Here is a 20,410-nt window from a genome sequence, read left to right as displayed (position 1 = left end):
TGAAAGCCTTCGTACGAAGTAATCAGCTGCTTCTTACACAGCGACCGGCCTTCTATCGAGCAAAGGCGTGATAACGTCGTTTGGTCGTAAAAGCCAAGGACGCAACCATGACCCTCCGCTATACAAAAATTGCCATGATCCTGGCGCTTGCCGCCTTCGCCTTCCTGACCGTGTTCAACAACGTCACGGACTACAGCTCCAACTTCAATTTCGTCCAGCATGTGCTGAGCATGGACACCACCTTTCCCAACAACGCCGCCCGATATCGGGCCATTGACAAGCCCTGGATGTGGCACGGGGCTTATGGGCTGATCATCCTCGGCGAAGCAATCACCACCGTGCTGCTGGCCTATGGCGGGCTGACACTCTGGCGGGCACGCAGGGCGGATGGCCTGGCTTTCAATCGGGCAAAAAAATGGCCCATCGTTGGGCTGACGGTCGGATTCTTCGTCTGGTTTTTCGGCTTCATGGTCGTTGGCGGCGAGTGGTTCCTGATGTGGCAATCCGAGATCTGGAATGGCCAGGATGCCGCGTTCAGGTTCTACATGGCGCTGCTGGGCGTACTGATTTTTCTCAACCAGCCCGACAACTTGGACCCTCAGCCATAAAAAACGGCCCGCTCCAATGGAGGCGGGCCGTTTTTTACTGTTTTGAGCGAGCCATTGCAGGCTCGCCAAAGCCTTACTGGTTCAAGCGGAAATCTTTCTCAGCCGCTTCGAAGCGCTGCAGCATGCCGGTGGTGGGCGTGCCCATCTTGCTGACGAAGTAGATGGCCAGGCTGGCGAAAATGAAGCCCGGAATGATTTCGTACAGACCCAGCAGCTCGAAATGCTTCCAGACCACCACGGTGATCGCACCGACCAGGATACCGGCCAAGGCGCCGTTGCGAGTCATGTTCTTCCAGACCACGGAGATCAGGACCACCGGACCGAAGGCGGCACCGAAACCGGCCCAGGCGTAGCTCACCAGGCCCAGAACGCGGTTTTCCGGATTCGCGGCCAGGGCGATGGCGATCAGGGCCACCAGCAGCACCATGGCACGGCCGACCCAGACCAGCTCTACCTGGGAAGCGCTCTTGCGCAGGAAAGTCTTGTAGAAGTCTTCGGTCAGGGCGCTGGAGCACACCAGCAACTGGCAGCTCAGAGTGCTCATGACTGCCGCGAGGATGGCCGACAGCAGTACACCGGCAACCCATGGGTTGAACAGGATTTTCGCCAGCTCGATGAATACACGCTCAGGGTTTTCGGTCACTGGACCGGCCACCTCTGGGTTAGCCGAGAAGTACGCGATACCGAAGAAGCCAACGGCAACGGTGCCACCCAGGCACAGGATCATCCAGGCCATGGAGATGCGACGCGCCTTGGCGATCGACTTGACCGAATCCGCCGCCATGAAGCGCGCCAGGATGTGCGGCTGGCCGAAGTAGCCCAGGCCCCAGCCCATCAGCGAGATGATCCCGATGAAGGTGGTGTTTTTCAGCATGTCGAACGAAGTCGGGTCTTTCGCTTCGATCGCCAGGAACGTGGTATCCACGCCGCCCGTGGCCAGCAGCACGATGATCGGCGTCAGGATCAGCGCGAAGATCATCAGCGTGGCTTGTACGGTATCGGTCCAGCTGACCGCCAGGAAACCACCGATGAAGGTGTAGGCGATGGTCGCGGCAGCACCGGCCCACAGCGCCGTCTCGTAGGACATGCCAAAGGTGCTTTCGAACAAGCGTGCACCGGCCACGATGCCGGAAGCGCAATAGATGGTGAAGAACACGAGGATCACCACCGCAGAGATGATCCGCAGCAAGCCACTGGTGTCTTCAAAACGGCTGGAGAAATAATCCGGCAGCGTCAACGCATCGCCATTGTGCTCGGTCTGGACCCGCAGGCGACCGGCCACGAACAGCCAGTTCAGGTAGGCACCGATGATCAGGCCGATGGCGATCCAGCTCTCCGACAGGCCGGACATGTAGATTGCACCGGGCAAACCCATCAACAACCAGCCGCTCATGTCGGAAGCGCCGGCAGAAAGCGCCGTCACGACACTGCCCAGGCTGCGACCGCCCAGGATGTAGTCGGAAAGGTTGTTGGTGGAGCGATAAGCCATCAGGCCGATCAGGACCATGGCTGCGATATAGATCACGAAGGTGATCAGGGTGGGATTGCTAACACTCATGAGTTACGCCCTGGCTTTGTTTTTATGGTGCGGTGGCAGTTGAAAGCGTCGACAACGCGAACGTTGTGCGGACGTTTTGTGGACCCGCGAATTTTATGACTGATGTTTCCCCAGGAAAGCCATCAGCCGATGCAGCTCGACCCGGTTTTTGTACCCAGAACCGGTTGCACCTTGGCCGCGAATGCTATTCAACAATCCAAATAAGGTGCAACCAGTTTCGTTCAAATAAGTTGCACCCAGTCGGAATAATCGTACGGATGGCAATTATTGCCCGCTATTGGTGCATCGAAGGAAGCTTTTGCAAGATTTTTCGCACCAAAAAGGTGCTCTCATGAAAGGGACTACAGACCATCCGGATGAACTGCTCATAATTTCGACAAAAAACCGGTTGCACCCGGTTGCACCCCCCCCCGGCTCGCAGCTAATCTTGCCGCCAGCTGATGCCACGCGGTACGTGGCAAACATGAGGATAAAAATATGGCTACCACCACCCTTGGGGTCAAACTCGACGACCCGACCCGCGAACGTCTCAAGGCGGCCGCGACTTCGATTGATCGCACGCCGCACTGGCTGATCAAGCAGGCAATTTTCAATTACCTGGAGAAACTCGAGGGTGGTGCAACCCTGACCGAGCTGAACGGTTCAAGCCGCGCCGACAATGACGATGCCGGCGAAGTCCAAGCGGACCACGCTCATCAATGCTTCCTGGAATTCGCCGAGAGCATCCTGCCGCAATCGGTCCTGCGCGCCTCCATCACCGCCGCTTACCGTCGCCCAGAGCCGGAAGTGGTGCCGATGCTGATCGAGCAAGCGCGCCTGCCGGCCGAAATGGCCGAAGCCACCAACAAGCTGGCGGCTTCTATTGCTGAGAAGCTGCGTAACCAGAAGAGTGCCGGCGGTCGTGCCGGTATTGTTCAGGGCTTGCTGCAGGAATTTTCCCTGTCGTCCCAGGAAGGCGTGGCACTGATGTGCCTCGCCGAAGCGTTGCTGCGTATCCCGGACAAGGGCACTCGCGACGCGCTGATCCGCGACAAGATCAGCACCGGCAACTGGCAGCCGCACCTGGGCAACAGCCCGTCGCTGTTCGTCAACGCCGCTACCTGGGGCCTGCTGCTGACCGGCAAACTGGTCGCCACCCATAACGAAGCGGGCCTGACCTCGTCCCTGAGCCGCATCATCGGTAAGAGCGGCGAGCCGATGATCCGCAAGGGCGTCGACATGGCCATGCGCCTGATGGGCGAGCAGTTCGTTACCGGCGAAACCATTGCCGAAGCCCTGGCCAACGCCAGCAAGTTCGAATCCAAGGGTTTCCGCTATTCCTACGACATGCTGGGTGAAGCCGCACTCACCGAGCATGACGCCCAGAAGTACCTGGCCTCGTACGAACAGGCTATCCATTCCATCGGCAAAGCGTCTCATGGCCGTGGGATTTATGAAGGCCCGGGCATCTCCATCAAGCTCTCGGCCCTGCACCCGCGCTACAGCCGCGCCCAGTACGAGCGGGTGATGGACGAGCTGTACCCGCGCCTGCTGTCGCTGACTCTGCTGGCCAAGCAATACGACATCGGCCTCAACATCGACGCCGAAGAGGCCGACCGCCTCGAACTGTCCCTGGACCTGCTCGAGCGCCTGTGCTTCGAGCCGCAATTGACCGGCTGGAACGGCATCGGCTTTGTGATCCAGGCGTACCAGAAGCGTTGCCCATACGTAATCGACTATGTGATCGACCTCGCCCGTCGCAGCCGTCACCGCCTGATGATCCGCCTGGTAAAAGGCGCGTACTGGGACAGCGAGATCAAGCGCGCCCAGGTCGAAGGCCTGGAGGGCTACCCGGTGTACACCCGCAAGGTTTACACCGACGTTTCCTACATTGCTTGCGCACGCAAATTGCTGTCGGTGCCAGAAGTCATCTACCCGCAATTTGCCACGCACAACGCCCATACCCTGTCGGCCATCTACCACATCGCCGGTCAGAACTATTACCCGGGCCAGTACGAGTTCCAGTGCCTGCACGGCATGGGTGAACCGTTGTACGAGCAAGTTGTAGGTAAAGTCTCCGAAGGCAAGCTGAACCGTCCGTGCCGTGTGTACGCTCCGGTCGGCACCCACGAAACGCTGTTGGCCTACCTGGTGCGTCGCTTGCTGGAAAACGGCGCCAACACCTCGTTCGTCAACCGCATCGCCGACCAGTCCATTTCCATTCAGGAATTGGTGGCCGATCCGGTGGCAAGCATTGAGCAGATGGCTACCCTGGAAGGCGGTTTTGGCCTGCCGCATCCACGCATCCCGCTGCCACGCGACCTGTACGGCAGCGAACGCGCCAACTCCAGCGGCATCGACCTGGCCAACGAACATCGCCTGGCCTCGTTGTCCTGCGCCCTGCTGGCTACTGCTCACAACAACTGGAAAGCCGCGCCGATGCTCGGTTGCGCCGCTAGCGAAGAAGCGCCGGCGCCGGTGCTGAACCCGGCCGATCATCGCGATGTGGTCGGTCACGTCCAGGAAGCCACGGTCGAAGACGTCGACAACGCCATCCAATGCGCCCTCAACGCCGCGCCAATCTGGCAGGCGACGCCACCGGCCGAACGCGCCGCCATCCTCGAGCGCGCCGCCGACCTGATGGAAGCCGAGATCCAGCCGCTGATGGGCCTGCTGGCCCGTGAAGCCGGCAAGACCTTCGCCAACGCCATCGCCGAAGTACGCGAAGCCGTGGACTTCCTGCGTTACTACGCGGTGCAGGCCCGCAACGATTTCACCAACGATGCCCACCGCCCCCTGGGTCCAGTGGTCTGCATCAGCCCGTGGAACTTCCCGCTGGCAATCTTCAGCGGCCAGGTCGCCGCCGCATTGGCCGCCGGCAACCCGGTACTGGCCAAGCCCGCCGAGCAGACTCCGCTGGTAGCGGCCCAGGCTGTACGCCTGTTGCTCGAAGCCGGTATTCCGGAAGGCGTCCTGCAATTGCTGCCGGGCCGCGGTGAAACCGTTGGTGCCCGCCTGGTGGGTGACGATCGCGTCAAAGGCGTGATGTTCACCGGCTCTACTGAAGTCGCCCGCCTGTTGCAGCGCAACATCGCCGGGCGCCTGGACAACCAGGGCCGTCCAATCCCGCTGATCGCCGAGACCGGCGGCCAGAACGCGATGATCGTCGACTCCTCGGCGCTGACCGAACAAGTGGTCATCGATGTGGTGTCTTCGGCCTTCGACAGCGCCGGCCAGCGTTGCTCGGCCCTGCGCGTGCTGTGCCTGCAGGAAGATTCCGCCGACCGCGTCATCGAAATGCTCAAGGGCGCCATGGCCGAATCGCGCCTCGGCAACCCGGAGCGTCTGTCGGTGGACATCGGCCCGGTGATCGACGCCGAAGCCAAGGCTGGTATCGAGAAGCACATCCAGGCCATGCGCGATAAAGGTCGCACTGTGTACCAGATGGCGATTGCCGACAGCGACGAATGCAAGCGCGGCACCTTCGTGATGCCGACGCTGATCGAGCTGGAAAGCTTCGATGAGCTACAACGGGAGATCTTCGGCCCCGTGCTGCACGTGGTTCGCTACAAGCGCAAGGAGCTGGACCAGTTGATCAACCAGATCAACGCCTCCGGCTACGGCCTGACGCTGGGCGTGCACACCCGAATCGACGAGACCATCGCCAAGGTGATCGACAACGTTCATGCCGGCAACGTCTACGTGAACCGCAACATCGTCGGTGCGGTGGTCGGTGTGCAGCCGTTCGGCGGCGAAGGCTTGTCGGGCACCGGTCCGAAGGCCGGCGGCCCGCTGTACTTGTACCGCCTGCTGTCGACCCGTCCTACCGATGCGATCCAGCAATCCTTCGTACGTGGCGACGCCCTGGCCGCGCCAGACCTGCGCCTGCGCGACGCCATGAGCAAGCCGCTGACCGCCCTGCAAACCTGGGCCGACAGCCAGAAGCTTGCCGAACTGAGCGCCCTGTGCGTGCAGTTCGCCGCCCAGTCGCAAAGCGGCATCACCCGCCAGCTCACCGGCCCGACAGGCGAACGTAACAGCTACGCCATCCTGCCCCGCGAGCACGTGCTGTGCCTGGCGGATGTGGAAGGCGACTTGCTTACACAACTGGCAGCCGTACTGGCCGTCGGCGGCTCGGCGGTATGGCCGGAGTCCGACACCAGCAAGGCCGTGTTCGCACGCTTGCCGAAGGAAATCCAGGCACGCATCCAGCGCGTTGCCGACTGGACCAAGGACGACGTGCTGTTCGACGCCGTCCTGCATCACGGCGATTCGGATCAACTGCGCGGTGTCTGCCAGCAAGTGGCCAAGCGAGCCGGTGCCATCGTCGGCGTGCATGGCTTGTCCCAAGGCGAAACCAACATCGCGCTGGAGCGCCTGGTCATCGAACGGGCACTGAGCGTCAACACCGCCGCGGCCGGTGGTAACGCCAGCCTGATGACCATCGGCTAAACGCTGCAAACCAGGCATCTGCAATAGGTGCCTGGTCGTCGAAATCCCTGTGGGAGCGAGCTTGCTCGCGATAGCGGTGTGCCAGTTGAAATCATCTCTGACTGACCCACCGCTATCGCGAGCAGGCTCGCTCCCACATTTTCAAATTAGCGTCGCCCCTTCTGCTCCATCACCCAAATCAATCATCCTGTTCAGCCTCCATTCCCAGACCTAGACTCGGCCCATCCCAAGAAAAGGTAGGCCGCCATGTCCGAGACGCTGCTCAGTTCCCGCAATCTGGCTTTCGAGCTGTATGAAGTCCTTGATGCCGAAGGCCTGACCCAGCGCGAACGGTTTGCCGAGCACAATCGCGAAACCTTCGAGGCGGCCATCGGCACGGCACGCAACATTGCCGAAAAGCATTTCGCGCCACACAACCGCAAGAACGACGAAAACGAACCACGCTATGAAAACGGCGAGGCGATCCTGATCCCGGAAGTGAAGCCGGCGGTGGATGCGTTCCTGGAGGCTGGTTTTCTCAACGCCGCACGCAGTTTCGAGGCCGGCGGCATGCAACTGCCAACGTTGCTGTCCCAGGCTTGCTTTGCGCACTTCCAGTCGGCCAACGCCGCTTCGACGTCCTACCCCTTCCTGACCATGGGCGCGGCGAACCTGATCGAAAGCTTCGGCAGCGATGATCAGAAACAGCGCTTTCTGCAACCGATGATCGATGGTCGCTTCTTCGGCACCATGGCCCTGACCGAGCCCCATGCGGGTTCATCGTTGTCGGATATTCGTACACGCGCGGAGCCGGCGTCCGACGGTACCTATCGGCTCAAGGGCAACAAGATTTTCATTTCCGGCGGCGACCATCCGTTGTCGGAAAACATCGTGCACATGGTCTTGGCGAAACTGCCGGATGCGCCGCCGGGCGTGAAGGGTATTTCGCTGTTTATCGTACCGAAGTTCCTGGTCAACGATGATGGCAGCCTCGGCCAGCGTAACGACGTGCTGCTGGCCGGTCTGTTCCACAAGATGGGCTGGCGCGGCACCACATCCACGGCGCTGAACTTCGGCGACAACGGCGAATGCGTGGGTTATCTCGTAGGAAAACCGCACCACGGCCTGAGTTATATGTTCCAGATGATGAACGAGGCTCGCATCGGCGTCGGCATGGGGGCGGTGATGCTGGGTTACGCCGGCTACCTGTATTCCCTTGAATATGCCCGCGAACGCCCGCAGGGCCGCGTGCCTGACAGCAAGGACCCGACCACCGCCCCCGTGGCGATCATCCAGCACGCCGACGTGCGCCGCATGCTGCTGACCCAAAAGGCCTACGTGGAAGGTTCGTTCGACCTGGGCCTGTACGCGGCGCGCCTGTTCGACGACACCACCACGCTGGAAAGCGAAGCCGAGCGTCGGCGCGCCCATGAGTTGCTGGACTTGCTCACGCCCATCGTCAAGTCGTGGCCCTCGGAGTTCTGCCTGAAGGCCAACGAGCTGGCCATCCAGATTCTCGGCGGCCATGGTTACACCCGCGAATACCCAGTTGAGCAGTATTACCGCGACAACCGCCTGAATCCCATCCATGAGGGCACCCACGGTATCCAGTCCCTGGACTTGCTGGGGCGCAAACTGGCGCAGAACGGCGGTGCCGGGCTCAAGCAATTGATCCGCCTGGTGGCCGACACCACTGAGCGCGCCCAAGCGTACGAATCGCTGACACCCTTGCGTCAGCCGTTGGAAGCCTTGGTGGCACGCCTGCAAACAGTCACCCTCGGCCTGCTGACCGACCTGGCCCAAGGCAAGGTCAACGATAGCCTGGCCAATTCGGCGCTGTACCTAAAAGTGTTTGGGCACATGGTGATCGGCTGGCGCTGGCTGGAACAGGCGATTCGTGCCGAGGAAGGCTTGGCCAAGGGGAACGCGGCGGATGTCGATTTCTATCAAGGCAAGCTGCAAGCGGCGCGCTACTTCCTGACCTGGGAAGTGCCGGGTTGCCAGCATGAGCTGACGCTGCTCGAAGCGCGGGATGACACCTGCCTGGGAATGCGGGATGAATGGTTCTGAGCCAGCGCCTGTAGCGCGGCTGACATCCAATCGCGAGCAGCCTCTCTCCCACAATGATCGGCGGTGAACGCAGTTTCGTGTTCACTTAGCCCCCATGTGGGAGCGAGCCTGCTCGCGATGACTTAAGTGCGGGCAACGCCGCTTATAAGCCGGACCGTGGCCTCAGGCCTGCTGAATCGTCTTGGAGATCACTTCGACCGTGGCGCTGACCTGCTCCTGGTAACGGTCGAGTTCCGCCCGATGCTGCTTCTGCATTTCGATCTGTTGCGAACACAAATTCATGGCCGCCAATACCAGCAAGCGATCACCGATCAAGGTCGGGTATTTACGCTTGGTATCGGCCAGGGCCGCCTTGAGCATCGAAGCAGCGTCCAGCAACGCTTGCTCCTGCCCGGCCGGCGCCTTGATCGAATAGTCCTCCCCGAGAATCGAGACGACTGTCACCCCATCGACACGTTGACTCATGCGCTGGCCGTTGCGGTGCTGGCGCGCTCGATCAGCGCCTGGATCCGGGCGGTGGTGGTGCCGTGGAGTTCTTCCTGCTCCATCAGGCTCAATTGCAGACTTTCGTTTTCATCCTTGGCCTTCGCCAGTTCGGCGCCCAGGGTTTCATTCAGGCCGGCGAGGTGACGGTTCTGTTGCACCAGGTCGTTGACCAATTGCTCCAGCTGGCTGAGGGATGTTTCCAACATATTGATTTCCAGGGTTTTTCAAGGGGCGCGTACGATAAAGAAAAGTCATCGTCAACGCCACGACTCAGAGAACAGCGGCGCACCACTGGCGAGCTGTAGAGACTGCGAACAAGGAATCTGGTTCCGACCCTTCGTCGCGCCGTTGCCGGTGGAGTGCGACAAAAGCACGCAGCGCCCTCAAGACTTCAGTCGCAAGACCGATAAGTCATTGAAACCAGTCACAGCCCCGCACGGACGCGCTTCTTCACGGTAACTTCCATGTCCCTACGTAATATGAACATCGCGCCGCGGGCGTTCCTGGGGTTTGCCCTGATCGGCGCCCTGATGCTGGCCCTCGGCGTGTTTGCCTTGAGCCAGATGAGCAAGATTCGCGCGTCCGGCGAAAACATCGCTCAGAACAGCGTGCCCAGTATCAAAGCACTGAATGACGTCACCCAGCTCACCCTGCGCCTGCGCGTGTTGTCCTATCGCCTGCTGATCAACCGCGAAGCGGATACCCAGCAAAAAACGCTGGACCTGTTCGAGCAACGCAACCAGCAGGTCCGGGCCGCCCAGATGTCTTATGAGAAACTCATCAGTGCGCCTGAAGAACGGTCCGCGTATGAGCAACTCACGCAGCTGCTCAATCAGTACCGTCAGCTCGAAGAGCGGATGAAAACCCTGTCGCGCAACAATCAGCTCAACGAACTGCAAGCGCTGCTCAACGCTGAGTTGACGAGCAACTCCGACGCTATCAACGCAGCGCTCGCTCGCCTGTCGGACATCAACAACCAGCAAGCGGAAGCATTCAACAAAAACGCAGCACAGCAATATTCCACAGCCTTCATCTGGGTCGTCACCCTTCTGGCCATCGCCACCGGCCTGACCCTGCTGTTCGCCTGGCTGCTGACCAACAGCATCACCAAGCCGATCGCCAACGCGTTGGATGCCGCCGAAGAAATCGCCAAGGGCAACCTGACCCGGCCGATCACCGTTGACGGCAGCGACGAGGCTGGCCGACTGCTGCGGGCGATGTCGACCATGCAGGAAAAACTGCGCCACACCCTGCAACGGATCTCCGGCTCGGCCACGCAACTGGCCTCCGCCGCCGAAGAGCTCAACAGCGTCACCGACGAAAGCGCCCGTGGCCTGACCCAGCAGAACAACGAAATCGAGCAGGCCGCCACCGCGGTCAACGAGATGACGAGCGCCGTGGAAGAAGTTGCCCGCAACGCGGTCAGCACGTCGGAAGCGTCGAAACACGCCACCACGTCCGCTGGCGACGGTCGCGACCTGGTGCAGGAAACCGTCGGTGCCATCGAGCGCATGAGCGCCGACGTCCAGAGCACCGCCACGCTGATCGGCAACCTGGCCGATGAGTCGCGAGACATCGGCAAGGTGCTCGACGTGATCCGCGGTCTGGCCGACCAGACCAACCTGCTGGCCCTGAACGCCGCCATCGAAGCTGCCCGTGCCGGTGAAGCCGGTCGTGGTTTCGCCGTGGTCGCCGACGAAGTCCGCGCCTTGGCCCACCGCACCCAGCAGTCGACCAGCGAGATCGAACGCATGATCGGCAGCATCCAGAGCGGCACCGAACAGGCCGTGGACTCGATGCGCAACAGCACCGAACGCGCCGAATCGACACTGAACATCGCCCGCGGCGCCGGCATGTCCCTCGACACCATCAACACGGCCATCGTCGAGATCAACGAACGCAACCTGGTCATCGCCAGCGCCGCCGAAGAACAGGCCCAGGTGGCCCGCGAAGTGGACCGCAACCTGGTGAACATCCGCGACCTGTCGGTGCAGACGGCCACCGGTGCGAATCAGACCAGCGCTGCAAGCGCCGAGCTATCGCGCCTGGCGGTGGATTTGAACAGCATGGTTGGGCGGTTCAGCCTTTAACCCACGTAACGATGACTGCTCACAGACCGTGAGCAATCCTCCGCCTGGCTTTTGTGGCGAGGGAGCTTGCTCCCTCGCCACAATGTTTCCGCTCAAGGGAGCCGATGCCTATCGGTCCCCCAACCTTTTTTGACAGCATCACATTTCAACAGGTTAGAATCGCTGGCACGCAGACTGCATGGTCAGTTTGTGCCCGCCCTCAGTTTTTCGGAGTACTGCCTTTGACCGCGACGACCATCAACAGCCTGTTCTTGATCGGCGCGTTGCTGGTGGGTGCGAGCATTCTGGTGAGTTCTCTTTCGTCGCGCCTGGGCATCCCGATCCTGGTGATCATCCTCGCCGTGGGCATGCTTGCCGGCGTCGACGGCGCCGGTATTCTTTTCGATAACTACGCCACGGCGTATCTGGTGGGCAACCTCGCGTTGGCGGTGATCCTGCTGGACGGTGGGTTGCGCACGCGGGTCTCGAGCTTTCGCGTGGCACTGTGGCCGGCGTTGTCGCTGGCCACTGTGGGCGTGTTGATCACCACCGGGCTGACCGGCATGGCCGCCGCGTGGTTGTTCAACCTGAACCTGATCCAAGGCTTGCTGATCGGCGCGATTGTTGGCTCTACCGACGCCGCTGCGGTGTTCTCGTTGCTCGGTGGCAAAGGCCTGAACGAGCGGGTCAGCGCCACCCTGGAAATCGAGTCCGGCAGCAACGACCCCATGGCGGTGTTCCTCACCGTGACCCTGATCGGCATGCTTGCCAGCGGTGAGACCGGGCTGCATTGGAGCCTGCTCGGGCATCTGGTGCGCGAGTTCGGCATCGGCGCGGTGATCGGCCTGGGCGGCGGATGGTTGATGCTGCAGCTGGTCAACCGCATCAACCTGGCCAACGGCCTCTACCCGATCCTGGTCATCAGCGGCGGCCTCGCGGTGTTCGCCCTGACCAACGCCCTGCACGGCAGCGGCTTCCTGGCGGTGTACTTGTGCGGCCTCGTGCTGGGTAATCGCCCGGTGCGCAGCCGCCACGGCATCCTGCACATGCTCGACGGCATGGCCTGGCTCGCCCAGATCGGCATGTTCCTCGTGCTGGGGCTATTGGTCACGCCCCATGACCTGTTGCCCATCGCCTTACCCGCCATGGGCCTGGCGTTGTGGATGATCCTGATCGCGCGCCCGCTGTCGGTCATGGTCGGGCTGTTGCCGTTCAAGGCGTTTCATGGTCGCGAAAAGGCTTTCATTTCCTGGGTCGGCCTGCGGGGCGCCGTACCGATCATCCTAGCGGTGTTCCCGCTGATGGCCGGCCTGCCTCACGCGCAGCTCTATTTCAACCTCGCGTTCTTTATCGTGCTGGTGTCACTGCTGGTACAAGGCACCAGCCTGCCCTGGGTCGCCAAGCTGCTGCACGTGACCGTCCCGCCAGAACCGCTGCCCATTTCCCGGGCGGCGCTGGAAGTACATGTGACGAGCGAGTGGGAACTGTTTATCTACCGCCTCGGTGCGGAAAAGTGGTGCATCGGTTCGCCTCTACGGGACTTGAAAATGCCCGACGGAACGCGCATCGCGGCCCTGTTTCGGGGCCAGCAATTGCTCCATCCGTCGGGTAGTACGGTGCTGGAAGTGGACGATTTGCTCTGCGTGATCGGCCATGAACATGATTTGCCAGCCCTTGGAAAACTGTTCAGCCAGGCACCGCAACGGGGCCTGGATTTGCGCTTCTTCGGCGACTTCGTACTCGAAGGAGACGCCCAGCTGGCCGCGGTTGCCACGCTGTATGGGTTGAAGCTGGACGGCATCGATCCGGACATGACCCTGGGCCGTTTCATTGCCCAGAAAGTCGGCGGTGCACCCGTGGTTGGCGACCAGGTGGATTGGAACAACACCCTGTGGACCGTCGCGGCCATGGACGGGAACAAGATTGGCAAAGTGGGCGTCAGATTCCCCGAAGGAAGTCGCCCGGGTCCCGGCTTGTTCCTCTAAACTGCTCCCACTCTCATTTGCTTGACCGGTCTCTATGCCTACCCTGCGCTCCTTATTCGCCATCGCCCTGCTCGGCCTGGGTCTTTCCATCTGCACGGTCCAGGCTGCTGAGCCGCCGACCAGCACCTCGGTCCAGGCCAGCCTGGACAAGATCGCCGACCGCAAGCTCCCGGAAGCCGACCAGAAAGCCTTGCAGGCCGTGTTGCAAAACACCCTGACCCAGTTGACCAACAAGGCCGACTACGAACAGAAACTGCTCGCCCTCAAGCAGCAACTCGCCAACGCGCCCAAACAGAACATCGAGAACCAGCGCGAACTGGCGCGGCTCAAGGGCACCAATGTGGTGCCGGTGGCGCAACGCTACGCCAACCTGCCGATTCCCCAGCTAGAGCAAATGCTGACGGAACGCTCTACCCAGCAGAGCGATCTGCAAAAGGCCCTGGCCGACGCCAACAGCCTGGTCATCACCGCCCAGACCCGCCCCGAGCGCGCCCAGGCGGAAATCTCCGCCAGCCAGACCCGGATCCAGCAGATCAACGCCATCCTCAAAGCCGGACGGGATGCGGGCAAGGCGCTGAGCGCCGAGCAGCGCGACCAGCTCAATGCGGAACTGGCGGCCCTCAACGCGCTGATTCCACTGCGCCGCCAGGAACTGGCCGGCAACAGCCAACTGCAAGACCTGGGCAATAGCCAGCACGATCTGCTTTCGGAAAAGATCGACCGCATGGAGCGGGAAATCCAGGACCTGCAGAACCTGATCAACCAGAAACGCCTGGCCCAGTCCCAGGAAACGGTGACGCAGCAATCCATCGAAGCGCAGAAAGCCGGCGGCAGCAGCCTGCTGGCGACCGAAAGCACGGCCAACCTCAAGCTTTCCGATTATCTGCTCAAGAGCACCGACCGCCTCAACGAGGTCACCCAGCAGAACCTGCAGACCAAGCAACTGCTGGACAGCGTCACCCAGACCGATGCCGCCCTGGACGAGCAGATCAGCGTGCTCAAGGGCAGCCTGCTGCTCTCCAAGATTCTTTACAAGCAGCGCCAGACCTTGCCGCGCCTGAAGCTGGACCAGAACCTGGCCGACCAGATCGCCGACATCCGCCTGTATCAGTTCGAAGTCAGCCAGCAACGTGAATTGCTGAACAATCCCGCAGCCTACGTCGACAACCTGCTGGCGTCCCAGCCCTCCGAGCAGGTCACCCCACAGCTGCGCAAGACCCTGCTTGAACTGGCCCTGACCCGGGTCGACCTGCTGGACCGCCTGAACCGTGAATTGAGCGCGGTGCTCAACGAGTCCATCACGCTGCAGCTCAACCAGAAACAACTGCTCAGCACCGCACAGAATCTGCGGGCCACCCTTGAAGAACAGATGTTCTGGATTCCCAGCAACAAACCGCTGGATTTCGAGTGGATGCGTGGCGTGCCGGCCCGCCTGGAAAAACAAGTCGATTCGCTGCCCTGGGCCTCGAGCCTCAGCGAACTGGCTGACGGCCTGACCCAGCGGCCGCTGCTGTTCCTGCCCCTGGCGCTGTTGATCGGCGCGCTGCTGTGGCGCCGCAAGAATCTCTATGCGCGCCTTAACAAGGTTCACCAGGATGTCGGCCACTTCAAGCGCGACAGCCAGTGGCACACACCCCAGGCGATCCTGATCAACATCCTTTTGGCCATGCCGGTGGCGCTGGCGCTTGCCTTGTGCGGCTACGCCTTGCAGATCGACGCCCGCGGCCAGAACACCAACCTCGGCGCGGCCTTGCTACAGATCGGGCAGGCCTGGCTGGTGTTTTACACCGCCTATCGAATCCTCTCGCCAGGCGGCGTTGCCGAGCTGCATTTCCGCTGGGAAAAACCCCAGGTCGAATTTCTCCAGGGCTGGATCCGTCGGCTCGGGCTGGTGGTATTGGCCTTGGTGGCCGTGGTGGCCGTGGCGGAGTTGCAGCCGTCAGCCCTGGCCGATGACGTACTCGGCATGCCGGTGGTGCTGACCTGCTACGCCTCGATGGCCTGGCTACTCAGCCGGCTGTTGCTCAGCAGTCCGACGCACAAGAACACATCGCTGTTCCGCAAGGCCGTCGGCGTGCTGTTCACCGCATTGCCGATCGCGCTGTTCGTCGCCGTCTGCTTCGGCTACTACTACACCGCGCTGAAACTCAGCGACCGCTTGATCAACACGCTGTACCTACTGATGTTCTGGCTGGTGATCGAGGCCACCTTCGTGCGTGGCCTCTCGGTCGCGGCGCGGCGCCTTGCCTACCAGCGTGCCCTGGCCAAGCGCCAGGCGGCCAAGGAGGTCGGCGACGGCGAAGCGGTGGTCGAGGAACCGACCCTGGACATCGAAAAGGTCAACGAACAGTCCCTGCGCCTGATCCGCCTGGCCCTGCTGGGCGGTTTCATGGCCGCGCTGTACTGGGTCTGGTCGGACCTGATCAGTGTGTTCTCCTACCTGGACAACATCACCCTCTACGAATACACCAGCGGCACCGGCGCCAACATGAGCATGGTGCCCATCAGCATCGGCGACATGCTCGGGGCACTGATCATCATCGGTATCACCTTCGCGTTGGCCCGCAACCTGCCGGGCCTGTTGGAAGTGTTCGTGCTGTCGAAGCTGAACCTGGCCCAGGGCAGCGCGTATGCCACCACGACCTTGCTGTCCTACGTGATCGCCGGCGTCGGCTTCGTCACGACGCTGTCCACCCTGGGTGTGAGCTGGGACAAGCTGCAATGGCTGGTGGCGGCGCTGTCGGTAGGCTTGGGCTTCGGCATGCAAGAGATCTTCGCCAACTTCATCTCCGGCATCATGATCCTGTTCGAGCGCCCGGTGCGCATCGGCGACACCATCACCATCGGTAACCTGTCGGGCACCGTGAGCAAGATCCGCATTCGCGCGACCACCATCACCGATTTCGACCGCAAGGACATCATTGTCCCGAACAAGACGTTCATCACCGGGCAGTTGATCAACTGGTCGTTGACCGACACCGTAACCCGGGTGACCCTGAAATTAGGCGTGGACTATGGCTCGGACCTGGACCGGGTGCGCGAGTTGCTGCTCAAGGCCGCTCGCGATAACCCCCGCGTGCTGAAGGAACCGGAGCCGATCGTGTACTTCCTGAACTTCGGTGAAAGCACCCTGGACCATGAGCTGCGCATGCATGTGCGCGACCTCGGTGATCGAAACCCGGTGCTGGACGAGATCAATCGGTTCATCAACCGGGAATTCAAGAAGGAGCACATCAACATCTCCTTCCGGCAGATGGAAATCTACTTGAAGAACCTGCAAGGCCAGGAATACAAGCTCGTGCCTGCCGAGCCTGACAAAAAGACCATCACGCCCGTGCCTTCAACGGTCGCCAGCATCAAGCCGATGCCCGAGCCTCCGCAAGGCACCCTCGACTGACAGCGGGTTGCCTGCGGGCGGCCCGTCGGAGACGGCCATGAAAACGCTGGAAACGCTGACCTTCGATAACCGCTTCGCCCGCCTGGGCGACGGTTTCTCGGCCCATGTGCTGCCCGAGCCCATCGACAACCCGCGGCTGGTGGTTGCCAGCCCGGCGGCCATGGCGCTGCTGGACCTGGAGCCGGCAGAAGCCGAGACACCGCTGTTCGCCGAGATCTTTGGCGGCCACAAGCTGTGGGCCGAAACCGAGCCCCGGGCGATGGTGTACTCAGGGCATCAATTCGGTCACTACAACCCGCAACTGGGCGACGGCCGCGGGTTGCTGCTGGGCGAGGTGTACAACGAGGCCGGCGAGCACTGGGACCTGCACCTCAAGGGCGCCGGCCAGACGCCGTTCTCCCGGATGGGCGACGGGCGCGCGGTGCTGCGCTCTTCGATTCGCGAATTCCTTGCCTCCGAGGCCCTGCACGCCTTGGGCATCCCCACCACCCGCGCGTTGTGCGTGATCGGCTCCGACACCCCGGTGTGGCGCGAAAAGCAGGAGCGCGCCGCCATGGTGCTGCGCCTGGCCCCCAGCCATGTGCGCTTCGGGCACTTCGAATATTTCTACTACACCAAGAAGCCGGAGCTGCATGCTGCCTTGGCCGAGCACGTGCTGAACCTGCATTTTCCGCAATGCCGGGAGCAGCCCGAGCCCTACCTGGCGATGTACCGCGAGATCGTCGAGCGCAACGCCGAACTGATTGCGAAATGGCAGGCCTATGGTTTCTGCCATGGCGTGATGAACACCGACAACATGTCGATCCTGGGCATCACCTTCGATTTCGGGCCGTTCGCCTTCCTTGATGACTTCGACGCCAACTTCATCTGCAACCATTCCGATGACCAGGGCCGTTACTCGTTCAGCAACCAGATGCCCATCGGCCAGTGGAACCTCAGCGCCCTCGCCCAAGCCCTGACGCCTTTTATCAGCGTCGATGCCCTGCGCGAGACCCTTGGCTTGTACCTTCCCCTGTACCAGGCCCACTACCTGGACCTGATGCGCCGCCGCCTCGGCCTGACCGTCGCCGAAGAAGAGGACCAGAAACTGGTGGAGCGCCTGCTGCAACTGATGCAGAACAGCGGCGTCGACTACAGCCTGTTCTTCCGCCGGCTGGGCGACCAGGCTCCGGAACAAGCCGTTGCCGCCTTGCGCGACGACTTCGTCGATCTCAAGGGTTTCGATGCCTGGGCCGAGCTGTACGTCGCCCGCGTCAACCGCGAGGGCCCGGTCGACCAGGACCAGCGCCGCGTTCGCATGCACGCCGTCAATCCGCTCTACGTGCTGCGCAACTACCTGGCCCAGAAAGCCATCGACGCCGCCGAGTCAGGCGATTACGAAGAAGTCCGCCGCCTGCACAGCGTGCTGAGCAATCCTTTTGAAGAACAATCGGGGATGGGCAGCTACGCCGAGCGGCCGCCGGAATGGGGCAAGCATCTGGAGATCAGTTGCTCGTCGTAACCCTCCCGCCAAACACATAACCCTGTGGCGAGGGAGCTTGCTCCCGCTGGGCTGCGAAGCGGCCCCAGAATGGACTGACGCGCTTTTTCAGACTGACCGCGTCAACCGGTTTTACGACGGCTGCGCCGCCGAGCGGGAGCAAGCTCCCTCGCCACGGGTGAAAGATTGGCTGGGCGAAGGTCAACGCAGCCTGCTCATCCCGCCTTATCGTTCCCCTGTTCGGGCGTCTCGATGCCTGATTCTGGCTCTTCCCCAGCCGGCGCTGCCGGTTTTTCCTCCGGATAACCGGGCATGCCACGCGCGTCATCCGGGGTCAATTCGTCCCGATCGTGACGACTGTCAACGGCATAGGCCGGGGCGGCGTTGGGGTCTTCGTCGCGGCCAGCGGTGCCCAGGACGAAGCCATCATCGTTGGGGTTGTCCAGTGTCTTGGGGGTGGTTGGGTCTTGAGGGATGCTCATGGGACCTCCTGGTTGTGATCAGGTATGGTTTTGAGGGCGCGGCGCGCCGTCAGTGCGGCGCACCTGATGAATGGCAACCCGAGGCCAATGCACTAAGCCATATCACTGTGGCTGAATTCCTCGGCCAGGAAATCGATCAACGTGCGCACCGACGGTAGCAACCCACGCCGCGACGCAAAGATTGCATGAACAATCCCGCATTTCGGCGTCCAGCCGGGGACCAACTCCACCAGACGCCCGGCGGCGATGTCTTCGCGCACCACCACGGTCGGCAGGTGAGCGACACCAATGCCAGCCAGCACCGCGTGCCGCAGGGCCAGCAGGTCATCGGTGACCATGCGCGGCTCATGTCGGATCAACGCTCGGGTGCCATCCGGCCCGAACAACTCCCACTGATACTCCCGTTGCGCACCGCCCCAATGCACGCTGGGCAGGCCGTTAAGGTCCGCCGGTGAAGCCGGCGAAGACAATCGCTCTACAAATGCAGGGCTGCCCACCAGGCATTGGGTGCTGTTGCTCAGTACCTTCATGACCATGTCGGTGTTTTCCAGCGGCGGAAAGCGCACCCGCAGCGCTATATCGAACCCCTCGTGGATCAGGTCGACTCGGCGGTTGGTGCTCTCGATGAACAACTCCACCCGCGGATATTTGAGCATGTAGCGGGTCAGCATCGGCCCGACCCAGCTGTTGAGCAGCGCCGTCGGGCAACTGATGCGCACCAGGCCCTGGGGCTCGGAGCGGTTGCGCTCGATCACCTCGGCGGCGCTCTCGGCCTCGACACGCATCGCCAGGCAGCGCTGGTAATAGGCCTGGCCGATCTCCGTCAACGTGCAATGCCGGCTTGTGCGATGGAGCAAGCGCACCCCTAGCCGCTCTTCCAACTGGGCGATACGCCGGCTGAGCTTTGACTTGGGTATGTCCAGCGCCCGGCCCGCTGCGGCGAATCCACGGTGCTCAACCACCTGGGTGAAGTAGTACAGCGTGTTGAGGTCTTCGATGATCGTTCTCCAAATAGAACGCTAAGGCTGATTTTTGCAGTCTAGCGCGTCAAAGGTGCCAGTTTTAATCTACACACATCGAAACGCAACACGGATTGAAGCCGGCGCTTCGGCCAGATGAATCCCGAATAAACGCTGTACCGACATTAAAAACCTTAACCACGCCGAACCTTCGGCAACCAAAACTTAATGAGGGCTACGCCATGACCACTTCCTACAACCGTCTCGACAAAGATAACGCCGCCGTTCTGCTGGTGGACCACCAGGCTGGCCTGCTGTCGCTGGTACGCGACATCGACCCGGACCGTTTCAAGAACAACGTGCTGGCCCTGGCGGACCTGGCCAAGTACTTCGAACTGCCGACCATCCTGACCACAAGCTTCGAAACCGGCCCCAACGGCCCGCTGGTACCCGAGCTCAAGGCACTGTTCCCGGACGCGCCGTACATTGCCCGCCCTGGCCAGATCAACGCCTGGGACAACGAAGACTTCGTCAAGGCAATCAAGGCCACCGGCAAGAAGCAACTGATCATCGCCGGCGTAGTGACTGAAGTTTGCGTAGCTTTCCCAGCACTGTCCGCGCTGGCCGAAGGTTTCGATGTGTTCGTGGTCACCGATGCCTCCGGCACGTTCAACGAACTGACCCGCCAATCGGCCTGGGACCGCATGTCCTCCTCGGGTGCGCAATTGATGACCTGGTTCGGCCTGGCCTGTGAACTGCACCGCGACTGGCGCAACGACGTGGAAGGCCTGGCAACCTTGTTCTCCAACCACATCCCGGATTACCGCAACCTGATGACCAGCTACAACACGCTGACCCAGGCCAAATAATCAGCAACACCGATACCCTGTGGGAGCGAGCCTGCTC

13 protein-coding genes and 1 pseudogene are annotated in these 20,410 nt (G+C 61.6%); 9 read left to right on the top strand and 5 right to left on the bottom strand.

The genetic code is table 11. From position 1 onward, the window contains the following. The first annotated feature begins 107 nt into the window (after positions 1 to 107). Positions 108 to 608 carry a DUF2165 family protein gene (locus J3Q04_RS02520; protein WP_434608154.1) on the top strand — a complete coding sequence of 167 codons (501 nt, stop codon included), beginning with the start codon at positions 108 to 110 and terminating at the stop codon, positions 606 to 608. A gap of 73 nt (positions 609 to 681) precedes the next feature. On the opposite strand, the gene putP is transcribed toward J3Q04_RS02520, so the two are convergent. Continuing rightward, positions 682 to 2,166 (bottom strand): sodium/proline symporter PutP, encoded by a 1,485-nt coding sequence (putP, locus tag J3Q04_RS02515; protein ID WP_434608157.1) that lies wholly within the window; start codon positions 2,164 to 2,166, stop codon positions 682 to 684. Between the two features lie 477 nt (positions 2,167 to 2,643). On the opposite strand from putP, the gene putA reads away from it, so the two are divergent. Both putA and J3Q04_RS02505 read left to right on the top strand, forming a co-directional pair. Beyond that, positions 2,644 to 6,597 (top strand): trifunctional transcriptional regulator/proline dehydrogenase/L-glutamate gamma-semialdehyde dehydrogenase, encoded by a 3,954-nt coding sequence (gene putA / locus J3Q04_RS02510; RefSeq protein ID WP_434561026.1) that lies wholly within the window; start codon positions 2,644 to 2,646, stop codon positions 6,595 to 6,597. Positions 6,598 to 6,843: 246 nt separating this feature from the next. Then, positions 6,844 to 8,646 (top strand): acyl-CoA dehydrogenase, encoded by a 1,803-nt coding sequence (locus J3Q04_RS02505; protein ID WP_434608160.1) that lies wholly within the window; start codon positions 6,844 to 6,846, stop codon positions 8,644 to 8,646. 162 nt (positions 8,647 to 8,808) lie between these two features. Here J3Q04_RS02505 and J3Q04_RS02500 read toward each other — a convergent pair whose 3' ends face one another. Continuing rightward, a complete protein-coding gene (locus J3Q04_RS02500) occupies positions 8,809 to 9,111 on the bottom strand; it encodes a cell division protein ZapA (protein ID WP_420767095.1) in 303 nt (100 codons plus the stop codon). Then, on the bottom strand, positions 9,108 to 9,338 hold the full coding sequence (locus tag J3Q04_RS02495) for a hypothetical protein (protein ID WP_420767094.1): 231 nt from the start codon (positions 9,336 to 9,338) through the stop codon (positions 9,108 to 9,110). Before J3Q04_RS02495 ends, J3Q04_RS02500 begins: the two co-directional genes overlap by 4 nt. A 258-nt stretch (positions 9,339 to 9,596) precedes the next feature. On the opposite strand from J3Q04_RS02495, the pseudogene J3Q04_RS02490 reads away from it, so the two are divergent. The 5 genes and pseudogenes from J3Q04_RS02490 to selO form a co-directional block, all read left to right on the top strand. Then, positions 9,597 to 10,316, top strand: a pseudogene (locus J3Q04_RS02490) (MCP four helix bundle domain-containing protein); the annotation flags it as partial. A gap of 33 nt (positions 10,317 to 10,349) precedes the next feature. Next, positions 10,350 to 11,222 carry a methyl-accepting chemotaxis protein gene (locus tag J3Q04_RS02485; RefSeq protein ID WP_434635623.1) on the top strand — a complete coding sequence of 291 codons (873 nt, stop codon included), beginning with the start codon at positions 10,350 to 10,352 and terminating at the stop codon, positions 11,220 to 11,222. Between the two features lie 221 nt (positions 11,223 to 11,443). Beyond that, complete coding sequence (locus tag J3Q04_RS02480) at positions 11,444 to 13,186, top strand: potassium/proton antiporter (RefSeq protein ID WP_420767093.1); 1,743 nt, start codon at positions 11,444 to 11,446, stop codon at positions 13,184 to 13,186. 34 nt (positions 13,187 to 13,220) lie between these two features. Then, positions 13,221 to 16,583 carry a mechanosensitive channel MscK gene (gene mscK, locus J3Q04_RS02475; RefSeq protein ID WP_420767092.1) on the top strand — a complete coding sequence of 1,121 codons (3,363 nt, stop codon included), beginning with the start codon at positions 13,221 to 13,223 and terminating at the stop codon, positions 16,581 to 16,583. Between the two features lie 37 nt (positions 16,584 to 16,620). Further along, a complete protein-coding gene (gene selO, locus J3Q04_RS02470; RefSeq protein ID WP_434608163.1) occupies positions 16,621 to 18,084 on the top strand; it encodes a protein adenylyltransferase SelO in 1,464 nt (487 codons plus the stop codon). A gap of 194 nt (positions 18,085 to 18,278) precedes the next feature. Here selO and J3Q04_RS02465 read toward each other — a convergent pair whose 3' ends face one another. Then, positions 18,279 to 18,545, bottom strand: a complete 267-nt coding sequence (locus J3Q04_RS02465) for a hypothetical protein (RefSeq protein ID WP_434608165.1) — start codon at positions 18,543 to 18,545, stop codon at positions 18,279 to 18,281. A gap of 92 nt (positions 18,546 to 18,637) precedes the next feature. Then, positions 18,638 to 19,543: a LysR family transcriptional regulator gene (locus tag J3Q04_RS02460; RefSeq protein ID WP_434564158.1), complete on the bottom strand. Its 906-nt coding sequence runs from the start codon at positions 19,541 to 19,543 to the stop codon at positions 18,638 to 18,640. Positions 19,544 to 19,746: 203 nt separating this feature from the next. On the opposite strand from J3Q04_RS02460, the gene ycaC reads away from it, so the two are divergent. Beyond that, positions 19,747 to 20,373, top strand: coding sequence for an isochorismate family cysteine hydrolase YcaC (ycaC, locus tag J3Q04_RS02455; protein WP_420767089.1), 627 nt, complete (start codon positions 19,747 to 19,749; stop codon positions 20,371 to 20,373). Positions 20,374 to 20,410 lie beyond the last annotated feature (37 nt).

Source organism: Pseudomonas sp. D4-21 (assembly GCF_051132125.1).
In the GTDB taxonomy this organism is placed as follows: domain Bacteria; phylum Pseudomonadota; class Gammaproteobacteria; order Pseudomonadales; family Pseudomonadaceae; genus Aquipseudomonas.
Note: the sequence above shows the minus strand (reverse complement) of the source record. Positions and strands in the feature narration are given on the sequence as shown.